The sequence below is a fragment of the Halapricum hydrolyticum genome (assembly GCF_025517535.1).
Classification (GTDB): Archaea; Halobacteriota; Halobacteria; order Halobacteriales; family Haloarculaceae; genus Halapricum; species Halapricum hydrolyticum.
The window spans coordinates 109,269-135,270 of record NZ_JAOPKC010000004.1; the positions used below are offsets into that span (position 1 = coordinate 109,269).

General features: G+C 64.6%; 20 protein-coding genes. 10 read left to right on the forward strand and 10 right to left on the reverse strand.

Annotated elements, in window-relative coordinates; all coding sequences use genetic code 11:
- The first annotated feature begins 50 nt into the window (after positions 1 to 50).
- From OB916_RS06265 to OB916_RS06275, 3 genes are read left to right on the forward strand one after another with little or no spacing between them, the layout of a single operon-like run.
- The gene (locus tag OB916_RS06265; protein WP_315908430.1) at positions 51 to 1,808 is read left to right on the forward strand and encodes an Hvo_1808 family surface protein; all 1,758 of its coding nucleotides are present in this window, start codon (positions 51 to 53) and stop codon (positions 1,806 to 1,808) included.
- A gap of 42 nt (positions 1,809 to 1,850) precedes the next feature.
- On the forward strand, positions 1,851 to 3,158 hold the full coding sequence (locus OB916_RS06270; protein ID WP_315908431.1) for an Hvo_1808 family surface protein: 1,308 nt from the start codon (positions 1,851 to 1,853) through the stop codon (positions 3,156 to 3,158).
- 57 nt (positions 3,159 to 3,215) lie between these two features.
- The gene (locus tag OB916_RS06275) at positions 3,216 to 4,373 is read left to right on the forward strand and encodes a nicotinate phosphoribosyltransferase (RefSeq protein WP_315908432.1); all 1,158 of its coding nucleotides are present in this window, start codon (positions 3,216 to 3,218) and stop codon (positions 4,371 to 4,373) included.
- Between the two features lie 13 nt (positions 4,374 to 4,386).
- On the opposite strand, the gene OB916_RS06280 is transcribed toward OB916_RS06275, so the two are convergent.
- The 3 genes from OB916_RS06280 to OB916_RS06290 form a co-directional block, all read right to left on the reverse strand.
- Entirely contained in the window at positions 4,387 to 4,947 is a 561-nt protein-coding gene (locus OB916_RS06280; protein ID WP_315908433.1) for a DUF1684 domain-containing protein, read from the reverse strand.
- A 251-nt stretch (positions 4,948 to 5,198) separates the two neighbouring features.
- Complete coding sequence (locus tag OB916_RS06285) at positions 5,199 to 6,530, reverse strand: M28 family metallopeptidase (RefSeq protein WP_315908434.1); 1,332 nt, start codon at positions 6,528 to 6,530, stop codon at positions 5,199 to 5,201.
- An 84-nt stretch (positions 6,531 to 6,614) separates the two neighbouring features.
- Positions 6,615 to 7,727 (reverse strand): cysteine desulfurase family protein, encoded by a 1,113-nt coding sequence (locus tag OB916_RS06290; protein WP_315908435.1) that lies wholly within the window; start codon positions 7,725 to 7,727, stop codon positions 6,615 to 6,617.
- Positions 7,728 to 8,365: 638 nt separating this feature from the next.
- Between OB916_RS06290 and pepF the strand changes: the two genes are divergently transcribed.
- The 4 genes from pepF (at position 8,366) to argS (ending at position 13,835) form a co-directional block, all read left to right on the forward strand.
- A complete protein-coding gene (gene pepF, locus OB916_RS06295) occupies positions 8,366 to 10,162 on the forward strand; it encodes an oligoendopeptidase F (protein ID WP_315908436.1) in 1,797 nt (598 codons plus the stop codon).
- A 105-nt stretch (positions 10,163 to 10,267) separates the two neighbouring features.
- On the forward strand, positions 10,268 to 11,488 hold the full coding sequence (gene pan2 / locus OB916_RS06300) for a proteasome-activating nucleotidase Pan2 (RefSeq protein ID WP_315908437.1): 1,221 nt from the start codon (positions 10,268 to 10,270) through the stop codon (positions 11,486 to 11,488).
- Between the two features lie 86 nt (positions 11,489 to 11,574).
- Positions 11,575 to 12,003, forward strand: coding sequence for a universal stress protein (locus OB916_RS06305; RefSeq protein ID WP_315908438.1), 429 nt, complete (start codon positions 11,575 to 11,577; stop codon positions 12,001 to 12,003).
- A 77-nt stretch (positions 12,004 to 12,080) separates the two neighbouring features.
- Positions 12,081 to 13,835 (forward strand): arginine--tRNA ligase, encoded by a 1,755-nt coding sequence (argS, locus tag OB916_RS06310; RefSeq protein ID WP_315908439.1) that lies wholly within the window; start codon positions 12,081 to 12,083, stop codon positions 13,833 to 13,835.
- Positions 13,836 to 14,280: 445 nt separating this feature from the next.
- Here the strand turns inward: argS and OB916_RS06315 are convergent, their stop codons facing one another.
- From OB916_RS06315 to OB916_RS06340, 6 genes are all read right to left on the reverse strand, one after another.
- On the reverse strand, positions 14,281 to 14,664 hold the full coding sequence (locus OB916_RS06315; RefSeq protein ID WP_315908440.1) for a hypothetical protein: 384 nt from the start codon (positions 14,662 to 14,664) through the stop codon (positions 14,281 to 14,283).
- A gap of 47 nt (positions 14,665 to 14,711) precedes the next feature.
- A complete protein-coding gene (locus OB916_RS06320) occupies positions 14,712 to 17,195 on the reverse strand; it encodes a DNA topoisomerase I (RefSeq protein ID WP_315908441.1) in 2,484 nt (827 codons plus the stop codon).
- Between the two features lie 172 nt (positions 17,196 to 17,367).
- Positions 17,368 to 18,882, reverse strand: a complete 1,515-nt coding sequence (gene gatB, locus OB916_RS06325) for an Asp-tRNA(Asn)/Glu-tRNA(Gln) amidotransferase subunit GatB (protein WP_315908442.1) — start codon at positions 18,880 to 18,882, stop codon at positions 17,368 to 17,370.
- A gap of 111 nt (positions 18,883 to 18,993) precedes the next feature.
- On the reverse strand, positions 18,994 to 19,479 hold the full coding sequence (locus OB916_RS06330) for a GNAT family N-acetyltransferase (protein ID WP_315908443.1): 486 nt from the start codon (positions 19,477 to 19,479) through the stop codon (positions 18,994 to 18,996).
- A gap of 197 nt (positions 19,480 to 19,676) precedes the next feature.
- Positions 19,677 to 20,501 (reverse strand): RIO1 family regulatory kinase/ATPase domain-containing protein, encoded by an 825-nt coding sequence (locus tag OB916_RS06335; protein ID WP_315908444.1) that lies wholly within the window; start codon positions 20,499 to 20,501, stop codon positions 19,677 to 19,679.
- A gap of 58 nt (positions 20,502 to 20,559) precedes the next feature.
- Positions 20,560 to 21,078, reverse strand: coding sequence for a GNAT family N-acetyltransferase (locus tag OB916_RS06340; RefSeq protein WP_315908445.1), 519 nt, complete (start codon positions 21,076 to 21,078; stop codon positions 20,560 to 20,562).
- 114 nt (positions 21,079 to 21,192) lie between these two features.
- On the opposite strand from OB916_RS06340, the gene OB916_RS06345 reads away from it, so the two are divergent.
- From OB916_RS06345 to nth, 3 genes are read left to right on the forward strand one after another with little or no spacing between them, the layout of a single operon-like run.
- Entirely contained in the window at positions 21,193 to 21,648 is a 456-nt protein-coding gene (locus tag OB916_RS06345) for a redoxin domain-containing protein (protein ID WP_315908446.1), read from the forward strand.
- A 43-nt stretch (positions 21,649 to 21,691) separates the two neighbouring features.
- Complete coding sequence (locus OB916_RS06350; protein ID WP_315908447.1) at positions 21,692 to 22,318, forward strand: SagB/ThcOx family dehydrogenase; 627 nt, start codon at positions 21,692 to 21,694, stop codon at positions 22,316 to 22,318.
- A 43-nt stretch (positions 22,319 to 22,361) separates the two neighbouring features.
- On the forward strand, positions 22,362 to 23,048 hold the full coding sequence (nth, locus tag OB916_RS06355; RefSeq protein ID WP_315908448.1) for an endonuclease III: 687 nt from the start codon (positions 22,362 to 22,364) through the stop codon (positions 23,046 to 23,048).
- Between the two features lie 36 nt (positions 23,049 to 23,084).
- Here the strand turns inward: nth and OB916_RS06360 are convergent, their stop codons facing one another.
- Entirely contained in the window at positions 23,085 to 25,874 is a 2,790-nt protein-coding gene (locus tag OB916_RS06360; RefSeq protein ID WP_315908449.1) for a DUF7282 domain-containing protein, read from the reverse strand.
- Between the last annotated feature and the right edge of the window lie 128 nt (positions 25,875 to 26,002).

Here is a 26,002-nt window from a genome sequence, read left to right on the forward strand (position 1 = left end):
GTTGTGCCGTATCGCGTGTGCTTTTGTACTGTCAATCCGTGGGCCGAGATATGCGTTTCCGAACCGCCCTGTTCGTCGGCTTCGTCGCCGCCGTCGCTGTCGCGTCCGTCGGGACGGTCGCCAGCGGTGCCGCGACTGTCGACGCCCCGAGTGATCAGACAAGCGAACCCGTCGCGGACGAGCATCTGCCCGATCCCGAGACGGATCGGCTGGGCTGGGAGAACGGCGTCTGGTACAACGAATCGATCGACGTGACGCCCGAGGACGGGCTCAACGAGACCGAACTCGACGCCGTCGTCGCACGGGGGATGGCCCGTGTCGAGTACGTCCGCGGACTGGAGTTCGAAGAGACGCCACCGGTTGCGGTCATCAGTCGTGACGAGTTCCGCGAGGAGGCTGGCAGTCTTTACGGGAACGTCACCGCGAGTCAGCGAATCGCGGAGAACGTCTACTACGAGGCGCTGTTGATGGTCGATGAGTCGACCGACGCCGTTGGCGTCCAGGAGTCGAACACCGCTGGCGGCGTCGGGGGCTACTACGATCCCGCGAACGGTGAGATCAAGATCGTCTCCGAGAACACGACGACGCCGCAGATGGACGAGATCACGCTCTCTCAGGAGCTGTTCCACGCCCTGCAGGACCAGAAGTTCAACATCTCGTCGTACCCGAGTGAGACGACGGAGAACGTCAACGCCCGCAACGGCATCATTGAGGGCGACGGCAACTACGTCGACTACCTGTATCAGCAATCCTGTGAAAACGAGTGGGAGGGTGAATGCATCATGCCCGAAGAGAGCAGCGTTCCGTCCGATTTCGACCCCCATCTCGGACTGTACCAGATCCAGCTCCAGCCCTACAGCGACGGCCCCGCGTTCGTCAGTGACCTCCACGAACAAGAGGGCTGGGAAGCAGTAAACGAGGTTTACGAGAACCCGCCGGCCTCGACCGAGCAGATGATCCACCCCGACAAGTACGGCGAGGACACGCCCACGACCGTGACTGTCGAAGACACCTCGGGCGAGGACTGGCGGCCGCTGGACGTCGAGAACGGGACCGATTACGAGTCCTTCGGCGAGGCCGGACTCTACGTGACGCTGTGGTATCCAGGCTACGAGATCCTGTCTGAAGGTGGGGACGAAGACGACATAATCATTCCGTACAGGAACCATCTGAACCCCGCTGCCGGTGGCCTCGACGAACAGGATCCGTACAATTACGACTACCGTTACACGGCGGGTTGGGATGGCGACAGGCTCGTCCCGTACGTGACCGACGAGAGTTTCGAGACCAACGAGACCGGCTACGTCTACGAACTGGTCTGGGACTCGGAGAACGACGCTGCCGAGTTCCTTGAAGGCTACCAGCAGCTCCTCGACTACCGCGGCGCACAGCCCGTCCCCGACAACGAGAGTACCTACCGGATCCCCGACGACGCACGATTCGGTGACGCCTTCTACGTCCAACAGGACGGCACGACGGTGACGATCGTCAACGCCCCGACTGTCGAGGACCTCTCGGCGATCCGTGCCGGTGCCGCGCCGCCGAACGAGACAACTCCGGGAGAAACGACGACTGAGGGGACGACTCCGGGAGAAACGATGACTGAGAAGACGACTGAGGAGACGATGACCGACGAAGCGACTGGAGCAACGACGACCGACGAGATGACTGATGGGGAGACGACGGGCGCGTCCGGAACGACAGAGACCACGACCGAGACCAGCGACGGGTTCGGGCCCGGATTCGGCGTCCTCGCCGCGGTCTTCGCAGCAGTGTCGACCGCGCTGGTGGCGTCCCGTCGACTGTAGCGAGCGGAATCGCTTTGCCGTTCGAACCCTGTTTTCCGGTCGATGCGGCGACTCCTCGGTGTGGCGGCCCTGCTGGTGCTTGCCCTCGGAGCCAGCTGTGTCGCTCCGGGCGGTCCCGGCGAACTCGGCGTCGAAAACGGCTATCGCTACGACGATGCGATCGCCGTCACGGTCGAGGACGGGCTGAACGAGAGCGAGCGCGAGGCGCTACTCGGGCGGACGATGGCCCGCGTCGAGGTCATTCGGGAACTGGAGTTTCTGGAGACGACAGATGTGACGGTCATCTCCCGGAGTGAGTATCGCAACCGGACCGGCAGCCCGCCCGACACCGCGAACCTGAGCGAGAAACAGCTGTGGAACGAACAGGTCTGGGAAGCCCTGCACGTCATCGGCGAGAACGAAACGTATCCCGGGGCGCGGGCGAGCAACCGCGGCTCGTCGGTCGTCGGCTACTATTCGTCGAGCAAATCAGAGATCGTCCTCGTCAGCGACTCCCCGACGCCACAGGTGACCCGCGGGACGCTCGTCCACGAACTCGTCCACGCGCTGCAGGACCAGCACCTGCATCTCGGCGCGTCACGGCAGCTACAGGACGAGCAACTCGCCGTCCGCGGCGTGATCGAGGGCGACGCAAACTACGTCGAGGCACTCTACGAGAACCGCTGTGGAGCCTCGTGGGTCTGTGTGGAGACGCCCCGAGCGACCGGTCAGCGCTCGGACTCGTTCAACCAGGGGCTGTTCCTGGTGAGTTATCTCCCCTACGCCGAGGGGCCGCAGTTCGTCGAGGCGCTACGCGACCGGGGCGACTGGGCGGCCGTCGACGACAGCTACGAGACGCTCCCCGAGAGCACCGAACAGGTCATCCATCCCGAGCGCTACCCCGACGACGAACCGGCGACGGTGACCGTCCCCGATCGCTCGGACGGCGAGTGGGAGCGGTTCGACGATCTCGATCGGCCCGTCCACGACACCGTCGGCGAGGGGTCGATCTACGCGATGTTCGTCACGAACGGCGTGATCGACCGGAGCGGGGCGGCACAGTACAACTACGAACACCCGATCTCGACCGGCTGGGCGGGCGATCGGCTCGTCCCCTACCGCAACGGCAGCGGCGGCTACGGCTACGTGTGGCGGCTCTCCTGGGAGACGCCCGAGGAAGCCCGCGAGTTCGCCGATGGCTATCGAGAGCTGCTCGACGGATACGACGCCGAACGCCTCGACGGCGGTCGGTACGTTATCGGGGACGGTGCGTTCGCCGACGCGTTCCGGCTCTCGCGGGACGGCAGGACGGTAACGGTCGTCAACGCGCCGATCGTTGAGGGGCTCGACGATGTCCACGCGCCGGCCTAGCGACGCTCGCTGCCCACAAAGGATACCCTTTTTTCGCCGCTGGACCGTAAGGCCGCTATGACCGACTCAGGGCCGTTCGATTTTCTCGGCAGCGAGGCGATACAGGACGGACGGGTGACCGATGCGTACTTCGACCGCACCGTCGAGGCGCTCGAACACGCGGGCAAGACCCCCCACGTCGTCGCCGAGGTGACTGCCGATCAGTTCCCGACCGGCGAGTTCGAAGTGCTGGCCGGGGTGAAGGACCTCGCGCACCTCTTCGAGGACCTCCCGGTCGACGTCGACGCGCTGCCGGAGGGACAGCTGTTCGACGGCGGACCCGTCGCTCGCATCGAGGGCAAGTACCTGGATTTCTGTCGCTTCGAGACGGCACTCCTGGGCTTTCTCTCCCACGCCAGCGGTATCGCGACCAATGCGTTGCGCGCCAGGCTCGCCGCGCCCGACTCGACGGTGCTGAGCTTCGGATCCCGACACGTCCATCCCACGATCGCGCCCGTCGTCGAGCGCAGCGCCCTGATCGGTGACCTCGACGGCATCTCCAACGTCGCAGCGGGCGAGATGATCGACCGGGAGGCCGGCGGGACGATGCCGCATGCGCTGCTTCTGTGTTTCGGTCGCGGCGAGCAGGAAGCAGCCTGGCGTGCCTTCGACGAGGCCGTCCCGGCGGACGTCCCGCGGGTCGCGCTCTGTGACACCTTCACCGACGAGGTCGACGAGACGCTCAGGGCAGTCGAGGCGGTCGAGGATCTCGATAGCGTCCGACTCGACACGACCAGTTCGCGTCGCGGCGACTTCCGTCACATCGTCCGCGAGGTCAAGTGGGAACTGGACGCCCGCGGACACGACGACGTCGGCGTGTTCGTCAGCGGCGGGCTCGGGCCCGAAGAACTCCGCCATCTCCGTGACGTCGCCGACGGCTTCGGCGTCGGTGGATACGTCAGCAACGCCGATCCGGTCGACTTCGCGCTGGACATCGTCGAGGTCGACGGCGAACCGATCTCCAAGCGCGGCAAGTTGACTGGCGTCAAAGACGCCTACCGGACGCCGGACGGCAGCCACCACATCGGCCTGACCGACCGACCGGGCCCCGTCGACGGCGAGTCGCTGCTGAAGCCGCTAGTCCGGGACGGCGAGATCGTTCGGGAGTTCGATATCGACGAGGCCGCACAACGGGCAAGACAGGACGCCAACGCTGTCGGCTTCGGTGTCGAGTGACGAAAAAGCGCGATCAGTGGTGGGAGTGACCGACCGGCTCGCCCGGATACGCTTTCTCACCGGCCTTGATCGGGATGTCGAGCCAGTTTTCCATCGGGATCAGCGGGCACTCGTAGGCCTCGTTGTACGCGCAGGTGGGGTTGTACGCCTCGTTGAGATCGAGAATCCACGTCCCGTCGTCCGTCCGGTCGTGCCCCGGTTCGAGGTCGATGTATCGACCCGCACCGTAGGTCTCCTCGTCGTTGGTCTCATCGCGGAACGGTACCCACAGCCGGTCCTCGCCGCCGACCGGCTGGTAGGCCTGCAGCGTCACTTCCTCGCCGTCGACCTCAAGGCGGAACTCGCCGTATCGGACGTACTCCTGACTTCCGTCGGCGGTCGTCTCGACGGTGATCCGCTCCTTGTCGTCGTGTTCGTGCAGGTCGAGTTCGAACCGGTAGTCGGGATCGATCGGATAATAGTCGAGCCCCGCGAAATCGGCGTGGTTCGGGATCGGCGACCGCGGGTGCGAGGCGAAGTACTGCTCTTTCTGTTCGCGCTGCTGTTCTAACTCGCTTTGCCAGTCGTCGCTCATACCCGCGGCTACGGTGAGGAGCCAGTTTACTCTTCCGACTGTTGTGCACAGTATGAACAACACTATTGACCGGTTTCCGCAGCCCGTGGAAGCGAGCGGGTAGCACAGGTTCCCTCGATGGATTCAAAACCGGTCGATCCGTCGAGCGCTTCGGCGATCCACCTGACGGTCCAGCGGCCGACCCTGATCGTGTGTTCCAGTGGCGTTTCGCGGCCGTTCGCGAGCCGTTCGACCTCGTGACCCCGTCGCCGTCACCCGCTCCACGCGTCGGGCCAGACACCGGCGGCCCGCATACTGGGTTCTGCATCCGAAAGGTCGGATCGCAGCCGGTCGGGGTCGATCCGATCCAGGTCGGTACCGGCCAGCACGGCGACGAGCAGGGTCACCAGCATCGCGTGCTCGCGGAGCGTTCGCCGGTCGACCTTGTCCCGCGTATCTGCACGCGTGTGCGTCCAGCCCCGCTCCCAGGGCCCGGTCTCGTCTTCGGTCTGGCTGTGGATTTGCAGCGCCGGGATCCCCTGACGCAGGAACGGCCAGTGGTCGCTGTAGGGGTGGGGTCGCTCCTGTATTTCGAGGGGATGTCCGACCGCGTCGAACGTCTCCGCCGCAAGCGTGCCGAGCTGGTCGCTGCCGTGTGTCAGTGCCTGGATCGTCCGCTTGCGGCCGACCCCGTCGAGATTGACGACCGCATGCACGTCCCCGGCGTCGACGTTCGCTGCTAGCGTCTCACTACCCTGCAGTCCAAGCTCCTCACAGCCGACCAGGCCGATCTCGATCCCGCGATCTATCTCCAGGTCTTGCAGTGCCCCGACCACGGACAGCAGCACGGCGACGCCACAGCCGTTGTCGAGCGCGCCTTCCCCGACGTCGTGGGCGTCGTAGTGAGCGAGCAGGAGTACGGCCGCGTCGGTCTCGGGGCCGAACCGGCCACGGACGTTCTGGCTCGTTCCCGGTTCGACCGACGCAGTGACGTTCAGTCTAGCGGCCGCGCCTTCCCGGGCGTACTCGCGGAGCCACTCGCCGGTCTCGTAGCTGACTCCCACCGCAGGCAAGGTGTCGCCGACCCGGAGCGATCCGGTCGGCGGGAGCTGTCCGGGTCGGTGGTTCGCGAAGATGAACCCCGTCGCCCCACGTTCGGCGGCGTGGCCGATCTTTTCGGTCCGATGGACGAACCGATCGGCCGACGGCGGCGTGGCCGCACTCGCGACGACGATCGCGTCTTCGACGTCGCTGTCGTCGAGTTCCTCCGGCGTGCCGTACCCGACGTCGACCAGCGGTGCTTCGACGGTCGCCTCCGGACAGTACGGCAGCGCCCGGGCCTCGAAGGTCCGCTCGCGGTCCCGGCTGTGGACGTGGACTAGAAGTGACGTCTCGCCGCGCGTCCACTCTGGGATCGCGAACGACTCCTGGCGGACGTCCTCGACGCCCACGTCGACGAGTTCGTCGCTCAGGAACTCCGCCGCGCGTTTCTCGCCCGGATGCCCCCCGAGTCGGTCCTCGAACTCCGCCAGCGTGGTCAACACACGCCAGGGTCGGTCGGACTGCCAGACCGTCCCGAGAGCGCGCGCCACCCGTTCGTCCATGGAGGGTGCGTCGAGCGGGGGGACCAAAAAACTCCCCTGGATTCCGAAGCACGTGATAGCGAACCAGCGTGACAGCCCCGGCGTTCACGCGGACTTCAGGATCTCTCTAAGCGCTTCGGTGACACGCTCGACGTCGTTCTCAGTCGTGGCTCTCCCCATCGAAAACCGGACGGCACCGAGCGACAGCTCCGGATCGATGCCCATTTCCAGGAGCACCCGGGACGGGGACGGATCGCCCGAGTGACAGGCTGATCCGCCCGATACAGCGATGTCTCGCTCGGCCAGCGCGTCGATCAGATCCGAACCGGTCCGATTCGGGAAACACAGCATCGCGTACCCCGGCAGTCGCCGTTCGGGGTGGCCGATCAACTTCGCGTCCGCGAAGCCGGTTACTCTCGCGACGAACTCCGCTCGCAGATCGGTCAGCCGCTCGCGACGCTCCTCCAGATCGGCAACTGCGAGATCCGCGGCGGTTCCCATGCCGACGAGCCCTGCGACGTTCTCGGTACCGCTCCGGAGGCCGAACTCCTGGCCGCCGCCGTGGATTAGCGGTTCCAGTTCGACACCGTCCCGAACGTAGAGTGCACCGACGCCGTTCGGGCCGTAGAACTTGTGTGCGCTCAGACTCGCCATGTCGAGGCCGAGGTCGTCCACGTCGATCGGGATCTTGCCGGCCGACTGGACCGTGTCTGAGTGAAAGCGCACGTCGTACTCGTCGGTGATCTCGCCGATAGCCTCGAGCGGCTGGATCACGCCAGTCTCGTTGTTGGCGTGCATGACCGATACGATCGTCGTCTCCGGCCGGATCGCGTCTTCGACGTCGGCGGGATCGACGCGGCCGTCTTCGCCCGGCTGAACCCGAGTGACGTCGACGCCGTTCTCTTCGAGCCAGTCACAGGTCTCGATCACTGCCGAGTGCTCGATCGTCGTCGTGACGACGTGCTCGCCATCGGCCGCGTCGATAGCTCCCTTGATCGCGAGGTTGTCGGCCTCACTGCCGCCGCCGGTGAACACCACGCGTTCGGGAGTCGCTCCGAGCAGCTCCGCGACCGATTGACGGGCGTTCGCGACGGCACTCGTCTCTTCGGTGGCGTAGCTTGCGGATGGGTTGTGGTAGTGCGTCTCAAGGTACGGCTGCATCGATTCGCCGACATCCCGGTGTGGGTGCGTCGTCGCTGCGTGGTCCAGGTAGATCATGTTCTCTGTTCGGCGGGATTCGCGCGGTGACATCCTCCGCGCCGTTCACGGCGCGGCTTCCCCTCACCGCCGAAAGCGGAAGCGTTGGGAACTTACGTTCGCACACCGACGAGTGCAGGGAGTGCCACGCCCCCGTTACTCCTATCCCGTAGGGGATTCGGAGGTACCTTGTTGTTTTCTGTCGGTATCCTCGCCGCTCCCGCAAGGGATACCTTGCGAGAGTCGGGCTGGAATCCCGAAATTGTCCAATTGTCTCGACATGGGGGCGGCCGTGCCGCCTCGGTTGGGTGTGCAAACGGGCGCGGCAGGCAAAAATGTGCCGCTGTGACGCGATTCACGCCCGGCGTAAACGCCGGGATTCTCTCGCTGTTGGAAGATAGACTGCCCTCTTGCTCCTCTAGCTCGCGGAGAGCGACTGCCTGTGTCATAGTGACTGCTGTAACAATTTACCGCTGCGATCGCCTGCAGTCGGGCGGTTGATCCGGAACAGACTTACAGCAGTCACTATCAAACGGGGCGGGAGTGATCGTCTTCACGCTTGTCGCGGCGGCGACCTCGATGGGCAGTCCTCGTAGCGTCCACGTGTTTCTGAGGCGACAGCCGGCAGTATTAGGGGCCCGCCGTCCTAAGGCGGGGTCATGAGTTCGGTACCGGAACGAAGCGACGTCGACACGGAGTACACGTGGGACCTCGAAGCGCTGTATGCCGACGACGACGAGTGGGAGGACGCCTTCGAGCAGGCAAGCGAACTGATCGGCGACCTGGCCGCCTATGAGGGACGAGCTACCGAAGACGCCGCGACGCTGCTCGACACCCTGGAGACCTTCGAGACGGTGATGCGACAGGTCGAGAACGTCGTCGCCTACGCCCGGATGCGCCGCGACGAGGACACCCGTGACAGCGACTATCAGGCACTTTTCGCCCGCTCCCAGTCGCTGCACTCGCAAGCCAGCAGCGCCGCGAGCTTCCTCGACCCGGAAATCCAGAGCTGTACCCGCGAGGAGATCGAGGCGATGATCGCGGAAGAGCCGGATCTCGAAGAGTACGAACACTACTTCGACGACGTTCTCCGGATGAAAGACCACACCCGCTCGGCAGAGGTCGAAGAGTTGCTGGCGGACCTTGGCGAGGTTCTGGGTGCACCGTCCGAGGTGTACAACATGCTGGCCAACGCGGACATGTCCTTCCCGAGCGTCGAGGACCCGCAGGAGGACGAGCCAGTCGAGATCACGCTCAACAACTTCACGACCCTGCAGAAACGCCAGGACCGTGCGTTCCGCCGAGAGGTCTACGAACAGTTCTACGACGAGTGGGAGACGCTCCGCAACGCCGTCGGTGCGGCCCACAAGAACAGCGTCAAGACCGACGTCAAGACCGCGCGGGCGCGGAACTACGAGACCGCTCGCGAGGCCGCGCTGGACGGGCCGAACGTCCCGACAGAGGTCTACGATACGCTCGTCGAGACCGTCCGGGACAACCTCGATGCACTACACCACCACGCTGACCTCAAGCGGCAGGTGATCGACGGCGACGGGTTGCGGATGTGGGACCTGTACGTCCCGCTGACGGAGACCGAGAGCCCCGAGATCGAGTACGAGCAGGCCTGCGAGTACGTCACCGAGGCCGTCGCGCCGCTGGGCGAGGACTACCAGTCGCGACTCGCGGAGGGACTCGAATCCCGGTGGGTCGACGTCTACGAGACCCGCGGCAAGCAGTCGGGGGCCTATTCCGGCGGCACTTACGAGTCCCAGCCGTACATCCTGATGAACTACCAGGACGACGTCGAGTCGATGTACACGCTGGCCCACGAACTGGGTCACTCGCTGCACAGCGAGTACACCAGCGACGAGCAACCCTTCGTCTACGCCGACTACGAGATATTCACCGCCGAGGTGGCCTCGACGGTCAACGAGACGCTGCTGACCCACCACCTGCTGGAGACCGTCGACGACGATCGGTTGCGCCGGCACGTCCTCAACGAGTACCTCGAACGGTTCCGTTCGACGCTGTATCGCCAGACGATGTTCGCGGAGTTCGAGCAGCGAACCCACGAACTCGCCGAGGCTGGCGAGGCGCTGACCGCCGAGCGACTCGACGGGATCTACGCCGACCTCAAAGGCGAGTACTACGAACCCGCGGAGCTCGACGACCGGATCGCTCGCGAGTGGATGCGCATTCCGCACTTCTACCGGGCGTTCTACGTCTACCAGTACGCCACCGGCATCTCGGCGGCGGCCGCACTGGTCGAGTCGATCCTCGACGGGGACGACCCCGACGCGGCCGACCGCTATATCGAGTTCCTCTCGCAGGGATCGCGGGCCTACCCGCTGGAACTGCTGCGCGACGCCGGCGTCGACATGGCCGAACCCGACCCGGTCGAGGCGGCGACCGACATCTACGCCGAGTACCTCGCGGAGATGGAATCGCTGCTCTAGGCCTCGGGCCACCGTGCCCGAGGCTGTTCACTCGCGGTTGCGGTATCGATACTGCAACCGCGACCCAAAGGCACTTTTCCCTGTATCGAATAGATCCACTACCAGATGTCTCGCAGTCCCTCGCTCCCGGACCGACCTACCCTGGATCTCGATCCCGACATGTCGCCGTCCGAACGACTGGCGGCGCTGCACGAACACTTCTCAGAGGTCCAGCGGGTGAACCGTGAGCTCCAACAGCAACTGACCGCGGCCAAAGAGCGCCAGGACGACCTGATCGAGCAAGTCGACAAACTCGAGCGCCAGAACGAGACGCTCAAGACCTCGTCGCTGTACATCGCGACGGCCGAGGAGTTGCTGGACGATGGTGTCGTGATCAAACAGCACGGGAACAACCAGGAAGTGCTGACAGAGGTGTCGCCGCAGTTGCGCTCGGAGATCGACGCCGGCGACCGGGTCGCGATCAACGACTCGTTTACGGTCAAACAGACCCTCGAAAGCGAGACTGACGCCCGCGCGCAGGCAATGCAGATCGATTCGTCGCCCGACGTGACCTACGACGACATCGGCGGGCTCGAAAGCCAGATCCGCGAGGTTCGGGAAGCCGTCGAGGAACCGCTACTCAACGCCGAGCAGTTCCGTGAGGTCGGGATCGACCCGCCCAGCGGCGTCCTGCTGCACGGCCCGCCCGGCACGGGCAAGACGATGCTCGCCAAGGCCGTCGCCAACGAGACCGACGCCACGTTCATCAAGATGGCCGGCTCGGAGCTGGTCCAGAAGTTCATCGGCGAGGGCGCGAAACTCGTCCGGGATCTGTTCGAGCTTGCTTCCGAGCGCGAGCCAGCGATCGTCTTCATCGACGAGATCGACGCGATCGCGAGCAAGCGGACCGAATCGAAGACCTCCGGCGACGCGGAGGTCCAGCGGACGATGATGCAACTCCTCTCGGAGATGGACGGTTTCGAGGACCGTGGTGAGATCCGGATCATCGCCGCCACCAACCGCTTCGACATGCTCGACCGGGCGATCCTCCGGCCCGGCCGCTTCGACCGCCTCATCGAGGTGCCAAAGCCCGACTTCGAGGGCCGCGAGCGGATCCTGGAGATCCACACCCGCGAGATGAACCTCGCCGATAGCGTCGCCCTCGCCGAGTGGGCCGACGAAACCGCCGGGTTCACCGGCGCGGAACTGGCCAGCCTCACGACCGAGGCCGGTATGTTCGCTATTCGAGACGGCCGCATCGAGGTCGAATCCGAGGACTTCGCGGACGCCATCGAGAAGGTCGAAGCCGCCGACGGGGACGTCGGCATACCGGTCGCGTTCTACTAACGCCTGGGTGGCCTGGCCGCAATCTATTGTCTGTTCGGTTATAGTTTCCCCGAACGTTGACGGTCCCTCCGTGTGAATACTCAACTATGGGCAAGCACATTTTGATCCCGGTCGACGGGTCCGAGCAGGCCCACAGAGCGTGTGAGTTCGTCGCCGAGGACTACCCTGACGCCGACGTGACGCTGTTGCACATTATCAATCCTGCGGAGGCCGGCTACAGCGTCCAGGCGGGGCTCCCGACGTTCTCCGAGGAGTGGTACGAGCGCCAGAAAGAGCGCGCCGAGGAGATCTTCGAGGAGGTCGAGCCGGACCTGGAGGGTGGAGGCGGTTCGGTCGACCGGGAGACCGAGATCGGCAAGCCCACCAACACGATCGTCGAGTTCGCCGAGATGAACGACATCGATCAGATCGTGATGGGCAGCCACGGTCGGTCGGGCGTCTCGCGGATCCTGCTGGGTAGCGTCGCCGAGACGGTCATCAGGCGCTCGCCGGTTCCCGTGACCGTCGTTCGGTGACAGCCGTGCGGTGACGTTCGGACTGCCTGCGAACCGAACCCGTCACGCTAATACCCGACGCCGGAAAACGGGGAGATATGTTACTCTCCCTGCGCGCGGAGGTCGAGGACGCCCTCGCGACTGCCTTGGCGGCGCTCGATCTCCCGTCCGACGATCTGGGTATCGAGACGCCCCCCGAGGACGTGCCGGCCGTCCTGGCTTCCAGCGTGGCCTACCGACTGGCGAGCGAAGCCGGCGCGCCGCCGCCCGAGATCGCCGCGAATATCGTCGAGGCGATCGACGCCGCCGACTACGAGTACATCGGCGCGCTCCGCCAGCAGGGGCCGTACGTCAACGTCCTGCCGAGCGACAGGTACCTCGAAGCCACCGTCGAAGCCGCACAGGACGAGGCGTTCGGAACCCTGCCCGACCGGGAGACGAGCGTCGTCGTCGAACACACGTCGGCGAACCCGACGGGGCCGGTTCACGTCGGCCGCGCCCGAAACCCGATCATCGGCGACGCTCTGGCGCGCGTGCTCGAGTACGCCGGCTACGACGTCGAGCGTCACTACTACGTCAACGACGCCGGCCGCCAGATCGCCGTGTTCACCTGGGCCTACGAGACCTTCGACGAGTCGGACCTGCCGGAACCGGACCGTGATTCTCCCGAGTACGAGATGGTCCGGTACTACCGCAAGGGGAACACGTACCTCGAGGAGGCGGCTGATGACGCCGTCGAGGATGCCGAAGCCGAGATCCAGGCGATCCTCCAGGGACTGGAGGACGGCGACGAGGAGACCTACGAACGCGTCTCGGAGGTCGTCGACACGGTCCTCTCGGGGATGACCGCCACGCTGGAGCGGCTCCCCGCCGAATTCGACGAGTTCGTCAAGGAGACGCGGTTCATGCGCGACGGCACGACCGACGACGTTGTCGACCGGCTGCAGGACCTCGAAGCGGCGGTCTACGAGGAGGACGCCTGGCAGCTGGATCTGCCCGAGATCGAGAAGAACCTGGTCTTCCTGCGCGCGGACGACACGTCGCTGTACACCACGCGTGATCTGGCGCATCACGAATGGAAGTTCGACAACTTCGATCGTGCCGTGACGGTTCTGGGCGAGGACCACAAGCTCCAGGCCGAACAGCTCGTCGCCACGCTCGATCTCCTGGACCACGACACGGAGCAGCTCGAGCAGGTCTTTTACTCGTGGGTCAATCTCCCGGAGGGCGGGATGAGCACGCGCGAGGGGACCGGCGTCGACCTCGACGATCTGCTGGACGAGGCGATCGACCGCGCTCGTGAGGAGGTCGAGGACCGCCTGGACGATCGCCTGCGCGACGACCACCTCGAGGCGGACGACATCGAGCGGATCGCCCACCAGGTCGGGATCGGTGCCGTCCGGTACGACATCGTCGCCAAACAGCCCACGAAGGGGATCACCTTCGAGTGGGACCGGGCGCTTGACTTCGAGGCCCAGTCGGCCCCGTACGTCCAGTACGTCCACGCGCGCTGCTGTGGGATTCTCGGCGAGGCTGCATCGGCCGGTCACGAGGTTCCCGGGGAGGTCGACATCGACGCGCTCGAAACCGACGCGGCTCGCGATCTCGTCAGGGAAATCGCCCGCTTCCCGGCCGTGATCGAGGAGGCGGCCGACGACCTGCGTCCGCACGTCGTCGCGACCTACACGCGCGACCTCGCCGAGGCGTTCAACACCTTCTACCGGGAGTGTCCGGTGCTGACCGCGGACGATCCCGAAACGCGCGCCGCTCGGCTGGCCGTCGTCGCCGGGTCCCGAAACGCGGTCGCAAACGCGCTTGACGCGCTCGGCGTGGCTGCCCCCGATTCGATGTAATCCTCGGCAGTCGACTCGTTGTCGAAGTCACTGGAGGCGATCGTCTCGCGCTGATCGGCATCACTGGGAGTCGTCGACTCGCTGTCGGCACCCGTCACGTTTTCGGCGGTCGTGTACGGGCCCTGGTACACTTCGCTCAGCTGTATCGGCGTTCCGCACGCGTTACAGGCGTCGAACTCTTGCAGCTCCGTCGACGGCTGGACGGCAGGTGTGATCGTTGCCGGAGTCAGCCCCAGAACGAGCAAGGCGAGCACCGACACCAACACGACTTCGTAGCGCTGGTCCGGGCCGACGTCCATGCGCGTTCCTACCGGCTCCGGTTCGGTAGGTTTCCAGCCCCGATATCGGGGGCCAAGTGTTCGCAGCCGGTCAGAACGGTGCGCGAGTCGTCTGGATCGTTTCCACACCCGGGAGACCACTCACCCGGACAACACGAACAGTGGTCCTACTTGATTCGCTCTCGAAGGTCGTCGAGTTCGGCCTGCAGCTTGTCGATTGCCTCCGTGGCCTCGGCTTTGGCGCCCTCGCTCAGTTCCGTCGTTTTCGCCCGGAGCGTCTCTATGCTGTCTTCGAGGTCGTCGAACGCTTCGTTCGCCTCGTGTCGCAACTCTTCGCTTGTCTCCTTGGATTCGTCGAGCACCTCGTCGAGTTCGTCTCTTGTCCGGTCCTGCAGTGCGTCGAGTCGATCGTCCAGCCGGTCGATCGTCGTTTGCACCTCCGTGCGGAGTTGCTCGCCGGCCCCCTGGGACTCGTCGACAGCCTCGTTCACTTCCTGGCGCACGCGATCGATACGCTGTCGGAGCCGCTGTGCAATGCTGCCATCACTCATGGGTCAGTTACAATTCGTCCGAGCGAGCTAATAAATGAGGGGGCGATTCACGCCTTGATGTCGGCTTGCCAGTCGCGGATCTGGTCGGCACTCACGCCCCGGACCTGCTCGGCGATCGCGTCGGGTTCGACCCCGGCAAGGTCGGCTGGCGATTCGACGCCGGCCGCGGAAAGTTTCTCGGCGGTCTTCGATCCGACGCCGTCGAGGTCTTCCAGGTCTTCGACGGCGTTGCGAGCCTGATACTCCTCGTAGTTGCAGATCGGACAGCCCAGTTCCCAGGGCTCGTCGTCCCCGTCGACGACGTGCAAGTGCGGGAGATCGTGCTCCTCGCAACGCTCGTCCTGGATCTCGATCTCGCCGCGACGGGGCAAGGGCAGCGAGTACTCACACTCCGGATAGCGGGTACAGCCCACGAGTCGCGAGCCGGACCGGAGGTGCTTGATCGCCAGTTCGCCTCCGTGTTCCGCACCACATTCAGGACAGTCACCGATGATACGGTCCTCGTTCTCGTCGGCGGCTTCGGCCTGACAGCGCGGACAGCCGTGGACGAAGGTATCGCTGCCGGCGAGCATCTTGACCTTGTGGGTGTCGTGTTCTTCACAGACCTCGTCCATCACGAGCGGTTCGCCCTTCGAGGGCAGCGGGAGCGTGTACTCACACTCGGGGTAGCCGTCACAGCCGACGAAGTACGACCCGTATCGCGACTGGCGGATCACCAGATCCGAGCCGCAGTTCGGACAGGAGCCGATCGTCCGGTCTTCCTTGAGCGACTCCTGGAGGTGTTCGCCGACCGCCTCCCGGGAGTCGTGCAGTTCCTCGAAGACGCGTTCGAGCATCTCCCGGGACTCGTCGGTCACTTCATCGAGCGTGGCCTCGCCGTTGGCGATGGCAGTCATGTCTTTTTCCAGCTGGGCGGTCATCTCCTCGCTGACGATCAACTCGGCGAAGGCCTCGGCGGCGTCGACGACCGCCTTCGCCAGCGCGGTCGGCCGCGGTGGATCGCCGTCGATATACCCCCGATCGTAGAGTTTCTCGAGAGTTCCGTGGCGCGTCGCCTTGGTGCCGATGCCCATCTCCTCCATCCTGGAGATGAGCCGTGACTGCCCGTACCGCCGTGGCGGCTGGGTCTGCTTGGCCTGGAGTTCGACGTCTTCGATCGCCAGTTGCTCGCCCTCCTGTACGTCGGGAACGTGGGTCTCGCTGGCGCTGGAGTAGGGGTAGACCTCGTGATACCCCGCCTCGATCAGGCGCTTGCCGTTGGCCTTCAGCCGCAGTCCCTCGGCGTCGGCCACCACCCGCAGGTGTTCCCAGGTCGCGGGCCGGGCGACCGTCGCGAAGAAGCGCCGGACGACAAGCTCGTAGATCTCCCACTCGCCATCGCTGAGTTCGTTCCGATCGGGGAACTCGCCGGTCGGGTGGATCGGCGGGTGATCGGTCGACTCGGTGTCGCCGCGGGTCGGCTCGATGTCGCCCTGCCCCAGCAGTGCCGTCGCGTCCTCGCCGAAGGGGCTCGTCCCGGTGAACGACTCGAGCAGCTCCGCGGGATCGAGGTCGTCGGGATAGACGGTGTTGTCCGTCCGGGGGTAGGTGACGTACCCGGCGGTGTACAGCTCCTCGGCGATCGACATCGCCCGCTGGGCCGAGTAGCCGAGCGATCCGGCGGCCTGGATGAACGCGGTGGTGTTGAACGGCGCGGGCGGGGCGTCCGTCCGGGTTCGCCGGCGGACGCTCTCGACCGTGGCAGTTTCCTGGACGCGCAGGTGCCCGAAGACCCGGTCGGCCTCGCTCTCCTCCCAGATGCGTTCGGCCTCGCTGCCGTCGTCGTCGTAGAAGTACTGCGCCTCGAAGCCGGATCCGTTCTTCGCCAACTCGGCGACGATCTCCCAGTAGTCGTCGGGGTCGAACGCCTCGATCTCGCGTTCGCGATCGACGATCAGCTTCAGCGTCGGCGACTGCACCCGGCCGACAGAGATGAAATCGTCACCCAGCTGCCGAGCCGAAAGCGAGAGGAACCGCGTCAGCGCCGCCCCCCAGATGAGATCGATAACCTGTCGGGCCTCGCCCGCCGCGGCCAGGTCGAAATCCAGATCGTCCGGATTACCGAAGGCCTGCTTGACCTCGTTTTCGGTGATCGAGGAGAACCGCACCCGCTGGATCGGGACGTCGGTCTCCTCCCGGATGAGTTCGTAGGCCTCCTTGCCGATCAGCTCTCCCTCGCGGTCGTAGTCGGTCGCGATGACGGCTCCGTCGGCCTCCCGAGCCAGGCTCTTCAGCGTCGCGACGATGTTCTCCCGCGTGGGGGACTTGACGACCTCTGCGTCGATCAACTCGACGGGCTGGACGTCCCGCCAGTCGTTGTACTCCGGCGGGAAGTCCACGCCGACGACGTGGCCGGACAGCCCGATACAGCGCTTGCCACCCCACTTGTAGACGTTGACGCCGTTGCGTCGCTCGGCGTCGGCCCCGCCATCGCTCAGGATGTCGGCGATCCGCCGCGCGGCGTTGTCCTTCTCGGTAATTATCAACTGCACCGTCGATCACCGTCTCGAACGCGAACACTCATTGTGAGTCCTTACGCAACGACCCGCTAATCAGTCTTTCGCCGGAAAATCGCAAGACGAGAGTCGGACAAGGCGCGCGCACGATGCGCGTGCGTGACGACTGTGCGAGAGCGTACCGAGGACGAGAGACTGGATCGCGAAATCAGCCTTCGAGTTCCTCGCGCAACAGGCCGTTGACCTCGCCGGGATCCGCCGAGCCGCCGGTCTTCTGCATGACCTGCCCGACGAGGAAGTTGATCGCGCCGTCCTCGCCGCTATGGTAGTCCTCAACGGCGTCGGGGTTTTCCTCGATCGCTTCTTCGACGGCTTCCTGGACCGCGTCGCCGGAGGTCTTGCCCAGCCCCTCCCGGTCGACGATCGTCTTCGGATCGTCGCCGTCGTCGAGCATTCCCCGGAGGACGGTCTCGCGAGCGTTTTTGGCCGTGATCTCTTCCTCGGCGACCAGTTCGACCAGCGTCGCGATCTCCTCGAGGCGGTCCTCGATGTCGGTCACGTCCATGTCGCGGTAGTTCAACTCGCCCAGTAGGTTGTCGGCGACCCACGTCGCCACCAGATCGGCGTCGTACTCGCGTGCGAGTTGCTCGTAGAAGTCCGCGACCTGTTTCGTCGAGGTCAGCTTCGAGGCTGCCTCCGCGCTGAGTCCGTACTCCGCCTGGAAGCGCTCCCGGCGGGCGTCGGGCAGCTCCGGGATCTCGATTTCGTCTTTCCAGTCGCTGACCTGTAGCGGAGGAAGATCGGCCTCCCGGAAGTAGCGGTAGTCTTTCTCCTCTTCCTTCGAGCGCATCGCGACGGTGTTGCCGTGAGTCTCGTTGAAGTGTCGCGTTTCCTGTGCGACTGCACGGCCGGACTCGAGTAGCTTCTTCTGGCGCGAGGCTTCGAAGGACAGCGCCTGCTCTGCGCCCTTGTGACTGGAGATGTTCTTGACCTCGGTGCGGTTTGCTTCCTCCAGCACGTCCTCGTCGATCTCGCCGTCGGCGTCCACGTCCTCGGCGTCGACGACCGAGAGGTTCGCGTCGATCCGCAGGCTTCCGTCACGAGTGGGGTCGAACACGCCCAGATACTCCAGGACTTCCTCGAGCTTTTCGAGGAACGCCCGCACCTCGGCCGGATCGCGGAAGTCCGGCTCGGTGACGATCTCCATCAGCGGCGTCCCCGCGCGGTTGTAGTCGATCAGCGTGTAGTCGGCTCGATCGATCGAACACGTCCGGGCTTCCAGGCTCTCGGTCCCCTCGCGGACGTGCTTGATCGAGCCGGGATCCTCTTCGAGGTGGGCGCGCCGGATCCCCACCGATCGGCGCTCGCCCTCGTGGCCGAACTCCAGAACGCCGTCCTGGCAGATCGGGGCGTCGTACTGGGTGATCTGGAAGTTCTTCGGCAGGTCGGGGTAGTAGTAGTTCTTCCGGTGGAAGGCCGTCTCCTCGGGAATCGAGGCGCCGATCGCCTTGCCGACCTTGACGGCGGCCTCGACCGCCCCCTCGTTGAGCACCGGCAGCGCGCCGGGGAGCCCGAGACAGACGGGACAGGTGTTGGTATTGGGTTCCTCGGCGGGTTCGGTCGAACAGCCACAGAAGATCTTCGTGTCCGTCTCCAGCTGGACGTGGACCTCCAGACCGATGACGACCGCCAGGTCGCGTGATTCGGCGGCTTGCGCAGTCATTACACCCGATTCGGGGTCGTGGGGCTTATGGGTAACGAACAGTGTTCCCGCATCGATTCGGCAGCGCCTGAACGGATCGACGGCCCGCTCGCGGCGATCGAAGGCGGTCGATCAGCGAACGAGCACGAACGCGTCCTCGCCGTCGTCGTAGTAGTTGGGGATCGTCCGTAGGTGTCTGAACCCGAAGCGCTCGTACAGCGACCTGGCGCGCTCGTTGCCGGCCCGGACCTCCAGCTTTACCGAACTGACGCCCACGTCGTCGAGGGTAGCAAGCGCCCGCCCGAGTAGCAGTGAACCGACGCCCTCTCCCCGCCGGTCGGGGTGGACCGCCAGATCCTTGACGTGACCCAGCGGCTGGCCGTGATTCGGAACGGTGTCGGCGACGACGTAGCCGACGATTCCGGACTGACCGGGTTCGTCGGGACCGCCGACTTCCGCCACCAGGAAGCCCGGCGAGGCGAGGAACTGCTCGAACGCCGAGTAAGGCCACGGCTGGGGAAACGACGCCTGTTCGATCCGGAAGACCGCGAGCAAGTCCGTACGCGCGGCCTGGCGGACAGTCGGCTCCAGCGCGTCGGTCGGTGCCGTCGTCGTCACAATCTCGATTTACGAATCCCGCGTGTTTATGTCTAACGACCGTGAAAATAGCAGAATAGCCGACACCCTGGCCACAAAGTTCTTGAATACCGCCGTCCAAGCCGAGCGTGCACCCAGTTTTGGGTGCCACCCCCCACCCCCCACCCCCTCTTTCCGTTTTCTCTGTCCGTATGCAGCGCGTCGCCCGCACCCACCGGCTACGCTGAACTGTCTGGCTCTCCGTCCCGAGTCGCTACCTTCTCCAGCTCACCGTTCAGGGCGCGGGCGTCGAAGCTGTGATCGGGCCGGATATTGACGAAATCCAGAAAGTCTTCGGCGGCCAACAGCGTCTCATCATCACAGACGGCCGCAGCTGCCGCGACCGCGTCACTGGCTCCGATGATCGGCTCCAGCACCGCCAGTGCACACGCGACGTCGTAGGCGCGCGCGTCCTGGATCCGCCGCTCGTCGACGGCCGTCGCGTCGATAAAGTACAGTTCGCCCCGCGAGAGGAGGACGTTCTCCGCCCGGAGATCGCCGTGGGCGAAGCCCGCTTCGTGCATCTCTGTCAGCCACTCGAACAGCGGCGCCGCGTGGGCGCGCACGTCTCCGACCGGAGCGTCGTCCAGCGTGATGAACTCCGGGAGGTACTCCATGACGACGACGCCCAGACCGTCGTGTTCGAACGCTTCGATCGGGCGCGGGACGTTGATCCCGAGTTCGCGCATCTGCCGAGCCGCGGCCAGTTCGTGGTCAGCCATCTCCGCCGGCGTCGAAAAGTGCTCGAAAAAGCCCTCGGAACCGCTGGAGAACGCCCCGAGGTTGCGCCCGGCTGTCAGCAACGCGTGTACCAGCGAGTGCTGGCGGGAAATGGCCTTGACGAAATACTGATCGTCGAGCACGAACGGTGCCGACAGCCAGTTGTTCCCGTCCAGCAGCTCGATGTGACCGACCGACTGTCCGTGGCGCTCGGCGACCGCCTGTGCGACCGATTCCAGTCGCTCCCGGTCGATCTGTCCACGCAACAGCCGGCGAAAGGCCATACGTGGTCTGGGTGTTCGAACCAATTAGCAGTTGCGTCCTCGCGCGAGAGCGTGCCGATTAGAACTCCTCGGCTAACAACCCGTACCGGATCACGTCGATGCGCTCCCCGCGTACGTACGCCTGCTCGCGCAGGACGCCCTCCTGCTGGAACCCGACCTTTTCGAGGACGCGCTGGGACGCGGGGTTGTTCTCGTAGACGTTCGCCATGATCTTGTGGAGGCGACGGTCCTCGAACCCATACTGGACCAGCCGGCGGGTGGCGTCGGTGGCGTAGCCGTTGCCCTGGGCCTCGGGATCGATCATGTATCCGAGTTCGGCCAGGCCCCACGTCTCGTTGAATCGGTTGAGCCCGATCGTCCCGACGCGCTCGCCGTCGGCGCAAACGATGAGGTCGACGCTGTCCTTGTCGGTGTCTTCGATCCATTCGCGCTCTTCGGCCTCGGTCAGCGGCTCGACGCTCGCCAGCGACGGCCAGACGTCGGGATGATTGATGAGCCGCTGGAGGAACTGTACGTCGTCTTCGCCCTGCGGATGCAGCGTCACGTCCTCGCCACGGAGGAATACGGGACCGGGCATACGTCGACAGTCGGCGGCGACCCCCTTCAGGATTGTCCGGGACTGTGACACTGTCGCACGGGCCGATGTATACGACACCCACACGCTTTTTCTCGTGCCGTGCAACCAACAGCTATGCTCGAAGCGGGCGATCCAGCGCCGGACTTCTACTTGTCGGCGGCCAACGCTCCGGGTGCGGAGTACATGCTCTCGGCCGCGGCGGACGCCGGACCGGTAGTGCTGGCCTTCGTGCCCGATGACGAATCGGCAGCGCGGCCGCTGCTCGAAGCGCTCGCCGGCGTCGACTGGGCACAGGTCGTCGATCGCCTCAGCGTCTTCGGGATCGGTACCGATCCCGACGCGCTGGCCCGACTCGCCGAGGGGCTGCCGTTCCCGGTACTCCACGATCGCGGCGGCTACGTCACCGACCTCTACGGCGTCGGTCGAACGACTGGCGGACTCCGGCGGGCGCTCGTGGTCGCGGACCCGAGGTGTGTGATCCGCTTCGCGTGGGAGGTCAGCGACGCCAACGATCAGGTGCCACTCGACGAGCTTCAGTCGGCAGTCGTCGAGGCGACCGAGGGTTCATAGCGACGGGACCGGCTCTTTTTGTAGTTGCCTGTGAAGGGCACGTATGAACACGGTCGACCTTCCCGAGCCATCGAGCGGGGCTTCGACGAGCGTCGAAGCGGCGATCGCGACGCGTGCGAGCCGGCGCTCGTTCGCTGACGAGGCCGTCTCGCTGGACACCGTCGCGCAGTTGCTGTGGGCGGTACAGGGCGTCACACACGAACGGGACGGCGTCGACATGCGGGCTGCCCCGAGCGCGGGGGCCACCTTCCCGCTGGTCGCCGACCTCGAAGTCGCCCCGGGCGGCTGTGTGGATCTCGACCCTGGACTGTACCGCTACGATCCGGATCAGCACGCGCTCGAGCGCCGCCTGGACGGGCCGATCCACGACGAACTCGCGGCGGCTGCGCTCGATCAGCCGGTCGTCGTCGATTCGCCCGCGGTCGTCGCGCTGTCGGCGGACTACAGCCGCACCACAGGCCGGTACCCCGACCACGGCGAGCGCTATGTCCACATGGAGGCCGGCCACGCGGCACAGAACCTCCACCTGGTCTGTGAGGCCCGCGGACTGGGCAGCTGTCCGGTGGGTGCGTTCGACGACGAGGCGCTTGCGGACGTGCTGGCGCTCGAAGCGGTGTTCGAACCGCTGTACCTGCTGCCGTTCGGCCACCGGCCGGCCGACAGCGTCTAGCCGCTTTCGAACCTCTCAAGCCTCGGCCGTCCAAGGCCCTCCCATGGGCGAGCCACTCGATTCTCGCGAGGCACAGGCGGCCGAGGTGATCGACCGACTCCACGAGGAGTACCCCGATTCGACCATCTCGCTGAACTTCTCCGACCGGCTCGAACTCCTCGTCGCGGTCGTGCTCTCGGCACAGTGCACCGACGAGCGCGTCAACGAGGTCACCGAGGACCTCTTCGAGAAATACGAGACCGCCGAGGACTACGCCGAGGCCAGCGAGGAGCAACTCGCCGAGGACATCTACGGCGTCACGTTCCACAACAACAAGGGCGGGTATCTCAAGGGCATCGGGGAAATCCTGGTCGAGGAGCACGACGGGGAGGTCCCGGATACGATGGCCGAGTTGACCGACCTGCCGGGCGTCGGGCGCAAGACCGCGAACGTCGTCCTCCAGCACGGCCACGACGTCGTTGAAGGGATCGTCGTCGACACGCACGTCCAGCGGATCACTCGCCGGCTCGGCCTTACCGAAGAGGAACGACCCGAAGCGATCGAGAGGGATCTCGCTTCTATCGTCCCGCGCGAGGAGTGGCAGGCGTTCACTCACCTGTTCATCGACCACGGCCGGGCCGTCTGTACGGCACGGAGCCCCGACTGTGAAGTCTGCGTGCTCGAAGATATCTGCCCATCCTCGAAACTGGACGGAGCAACTGATCTGGCGAGCGGCGAATCCTGGACGTGAGCGAAAAATAGCGTGATCGAGTAGTAACGCCGGTCGTTACAGAAGGGCTTCGATAGCGCTCGTTGCGTTCGCGTCGTCGAGGTCGACGGTCACCTCAGCCATACCGATAGCCAGGTAACTGTCCGTCATCGGATCGACCGTCTCGGCATCTCCGTCAGCGTCGGGGTGGAGCCCGACGACGAGCGTTCCGGTTTCGGCGAGCGGTTCGTCGACCGTCATCGTCAGCCCGCTCGATTCGGGTTCGCTGACTTGCTGGAGACCGATTATCATCATGTCGCTGGAGGCGTTCGTGCCGTATACGGCGACGTAGAACGGTGGTTGTTCGTAGAACGCGTTCGCGACGGCGACAGTCGATCCGTCACTGGTCTGGTCCTCGAAGGTGATCGACGCTTCGGGTGGCTGTTCGACCGCTTCGACAGTCACGTTAGCGGTGTCACTGGCGAGGATTGCCTCGGTGATCGGGTCAACCGTGCTAGCGTTGCCGTCCTCGTCAGGGTGGACGGCGGCGACTAGCATCTGATTCTCTTCGATCGGTTCCTCGAAGGAGACCGTGAGGTTACTCGTTTCGTTGTCGCTGACCTGCGCGGCACCGAGCAGCGTCTCGGGTTCACCGGTCTCGTTGTTCACCGTCCAGACAGCCCCGTAATAGGGCGTCTCATCGTTCGAGATATTTGCGATCGTGACGCTAGTGCCATCACTGGTCTGGTCCTCGAAAGTGACCGAAGCCTCGGGCGGCTGTTCGACCATCTCGACAGTCACGTTGGCCGTGTCACTGGCGAGAATTTCGTCAGCAACTGGATCGACCGTGCTGGCGTTACCGTCTTCGTCAGGATGGACGGCGGCGACTAGCGTCTGGTTCTCTTCGATCGGCTCCTCGAAGGAGACCGCGAGGTCACTCGTTTCGTTTTCGGCAACCTGTGTCGCCCCGAGGAGCGTCTCGGGTTCGCCAGTCTCGTTGTTCACTGTCCAGACAGCTCCGTAGTACGGTATCTCGTCGTTCGAGGCGTTCGCGATCGTAACGCTGGTGCCGTCACTGGTCTGGTCCTCGAAGGTCACCGACGCTCCGGGCGGCTGTTCAACCATCTCGACAGTCACGTTGGCCGTGTCACTGGCGAGAATTTCGTCAGCAACCGGGTCAATCGTCTCTGCGTCGCCGTCTTCGTCAGGGTGGACGGCAGCCACGAGCGTCTGGTTCTCTTCGATCGGCTCCTCGAAATCGACCGTGAGGTCACTCGTCTCGTTGTCGCTGACCTGCGCGGCACCGAGGAGCGTCTCGGGTTCGCCAGTCTCGTTGTTCACCGTCCAGACAGCCCCGTAATAGGGCGTCTCGTCGTTCGAGATATTTGCGATCGTGACGCTGGTGCCGTCACTGGCCTGGTCCTCGAAGGTTACCGACGCTTCGGGTGGCTGTTCGACCATCTCGACAGTCACGTTGGCCGTGTCACTGGCGAGAATTTCGTCAGCAACTGGATCGACCGTGCTAGCGTTGCCGTCCTCGTCAGGGTGAACGGCAGCCACGAGCGTCTGGTTCTCTTCGATCGGCTCCTCGAAGGATACAGTGAGGTTACTCGTTTCGTTGTCGCTGACTTGAGCGGCACCGAGCAGCGTCTCGGGCTCTCCAGTCTCGTTGTTCACCGTCCAGACAGCCCCGTAATAGGGCGTCTCGTCGTTCGAGATGTTTGCGATCGTGACGCTAGTGCCATCACTGGTCTGGTCCTCGAAAGTGACCGAAGCCTCGGGCGGCTGTTCGACCATCTCGACAGTCACGTTAGCGGTGTCACTGGCGAGAATTTCGTCAGCAACCGGGTCAATCGTCTCTGCGTCGCCGTCTTCGTCAGGATGGACGGCGGCGACTAGCGTCTGGTTCTCTTCGATCGGCTCCTCGAAATCGACCGTGAGGTCACTCGTTTCGTTTTCGGCAACCTGTGTCGCCCCGAGGAGCGTCTCGGGTTCACCGGTCTCGTTGTTCACCGTCCAGACAGCCCCATAGTAGGGCGTCTCGTCGTTCGAGATGTTTGCGATCGTGACGCTGGTGCCGTCACTGGTCTGGTCCTCGAAGGTTACCGACGCTTCGGGTGGCTGTTCGACCATCTCGACAGTCACGTTGGCCGTGTCACTGGCGAGAATTTCGTCAGCAACTGGATCGACCGTGCTGGCGTTACCGTCTTCGTCAGGATGGACGGCGGCCACGAGCGTCTGGTTCTCCTCGATCGGTTCCTCGAAGGAGACCGTGAGGTTACTTGTCTCGTTCTCAGTAACCTGTGTCGCCCCGAGGAGCGTCTCGGGTTCACCAGTCTCGTTATTTACCGTCCAGACAGCCCCATAGTAGGGCGTCTCGTCGTTCGAGATGTTTGCGATCGTGACGTTGGTGCCGTCACTGGTCTGATCCTCGAAGGTGATCGATGCTTCGGGCGATGTCGCCTCGCCGAAGATCGCCACTTCGCCACGCATCCGCGTCTGCACGCTGATGATACTATCCTCGCTCACCTGATCGGACCCGACGTCGAAACTGATCTGCTCCGTCTCTCCCGGGTTGAGTGCCCAGGGTCGATACTCGATCAGTTCACCGTCAATACGGAGTTCGACCGCCTGGATCGCTGGCTCCGCTCCGGGATTGTCGATGTCGGCGGTGACAGTGACGTTCTCACCGTCCTCGACGCTCAAATTCGAGACGTTGAACGAGTCGTTCGTCTGATTCAATGCTGTCTGGGCTGCGTTCTGCTCGCTGGCGACGTCCGCCGCGAGTACAGTGCCCGTCAGTGTCGCTACTCCGATCGCAAGGAAAATCACGACTGCTGATGTGCGTTTTACTCTGTCTTCTATCACTATTTACTCACCCTCGTCAGAACCCCACAATTCCTGCGTATGTAAAGGGTAGAGACGCTTTAGAGAGAGTTTTACACCGAATCAGATGCGTACTCACGGTAAGCGACTAGTAGAGAAAACATCGAAAA